The 1526-nt window shown below is 53.8% G+C and carries 2 protein-coding genes; one reads left to right on the top strand and one right to left on the bottom strand.

What is annotated here, in order from left to right:
* Positions 1-348: 348 nt before the first annotated feature.
* Positions 349-1089 carry an SOS response-associated peptidase gene (locus WCE46_RS08090; protein WP_424733186.1) on the bottom strand — a complete coding sequence of 247 codons (741 nt, stop codon included), beginning with the start codon at positions 1087-1089 and terminating at the stop codon, positions 349-351.
* Between the two features lie 165 nt (positions 1090-1254).
* Here WCE46_RS08090 and WCE46_RS08095 point away from each other — a divergent pair.
* Positions 1255-1526: cation-transporting P-type ATPase (locus WCE46_RS08095; protein WP_424733187.1), on the top strand; the 272-nt coding region annotated here is incomplete at its 3' end.

Below are 1526 nucleotides of genomic sequence, written 5' to 3' on the forward strand. Positions count from 1 at the left end.
TAGAAGACCGATAAACCAGCGATCCAGAGTACCTGATTCACTCCGGCGAGAGCCCCGTTCGACGCATGGGTCCGACATTACACCGTGTTTTTGGTTTCCCACAAGGGATACCGTGATCTTACAGAGATGAGACCCGAATCTGCTTTACGAAGGCGCTCTGTATACGTGATGGAGACAGATCCGTATTTCAAAAACAGCGTCTTTCGCGAATTCGGTAGTTCATGATTTCGTGTTTTTCGACCGGACAATTCCACGTTACGGGAATTTTGTGGGGAGATCCGTCGCGCCGGAAAGTCGGGTTATGGGAATATGAGTGCCGGGTCAGAACGGGGCTCTCTTGCCATCCGTTCACAACCCCTTAAACGGTTCAATCACTTTTTCATCATCGGCCCCGGGACTATTCACCCTTTCCGACACCGGGTACGCCTCCATCCCCTCCGCAGGGTACGGTGCAAGAATCTGCTTCACCTCTTCAGCAGGGAGCACATCACGGGAGAGCCAACGCATCTCGTCGTCCTGCCGGAGGATCACCGGCATCCTGTAGTGGATTGGCGCCATGAGGGAATTTGCGGTAGTCGTGATGATCGTATATGTCGTAAGAGTCGTGCCTGCCGGGTTGCTCCAGACATCGTACAATCCGGCAAAGGCAAAGACCGGATCGTCCCGTACGTGGAAGTAGAACGGGACTTTGCGCCCGGCTTCCTGTTTCCATTCAAAAAAGCCGCTCGCGGGAACGATACAGCGTTTCGTTCTCAAAAGATCGCGGAACATCGGCTTCTCTGCGAGGCTTTCTGCCCGGGCATTGAAGGGCCGATGGGCAGGCAGGATGTCCTTTGCGGAGTGTGGTACGAGTTGTCCCCACATGACAGGCAGCCGGAAGAGACGTGGCCAGGCAACAACGCCTTTTGCCCAGTGCGGGACAAGACCCCACTGCATCATGACTGCTTCTGCCCGTTCGTGCACGACGATCACCGGGTTCGTGCTGCCCGGCGCGATATTGAAATGCGACCGGAATCCGATCATCGGGTCGATCACCCGGAACCTCCCGCAGAGGTCATCGATACAGGCTAGCGAGTACCGGCCGCACATGATAAACGTTCATTCTTGTGCGGGGGCATAATCAAGGTTTTGGCAGTCCGGTGCTGATAAGTCCTCGGTCGGTTCTTAATTTTTCATCTCAAAAAAAATCCCCCGCTTACTACAGACTTTTCAGAATCCTTATATTATCGTGAGGTAGAACAGGAGATCGATTTTATGACCGGTGATTCGATCCCCCCGGATACGACGATAGCAGCGCCAGCACCGGCTCAGGAATCCATGAATGGTCTGACCGGTGCAGAGGTAACTGACCTGCGGAACCGTTTCGGTTTCAATGATCTTCCCGAAGAAAAGAAACACCCGCTGCTCAAATTCCTGTCCTATTTCTGGGGCCCGATCCCGTGGATGATCGAGGCAGCCGCCATCCTGTCGGCAGCAATTTCGAACTGGGAAGACTTTGCTGTAATTCTCCTCCTTCTGATAACCAA

This window comes from Methanoregula sp. (genome assembly GCF_049690535.1).
Taxonomy (GTDB): domain Archaea; phylum Halobacteriota; class Methanomicrobia; order Methanomicrobiales; family Methanospirillaceae; genus Methanoregula.

Excerpts from the sequence above, each read along its gene's own strand:
- WCE46_RS08090 (WP_424733186.1), bottom strand. The coding sequence starts at position 1,089 with ATGTGCGGCCGGTACTCGCTAGCCTGTATCGATGACCTCTGCGGGAGG.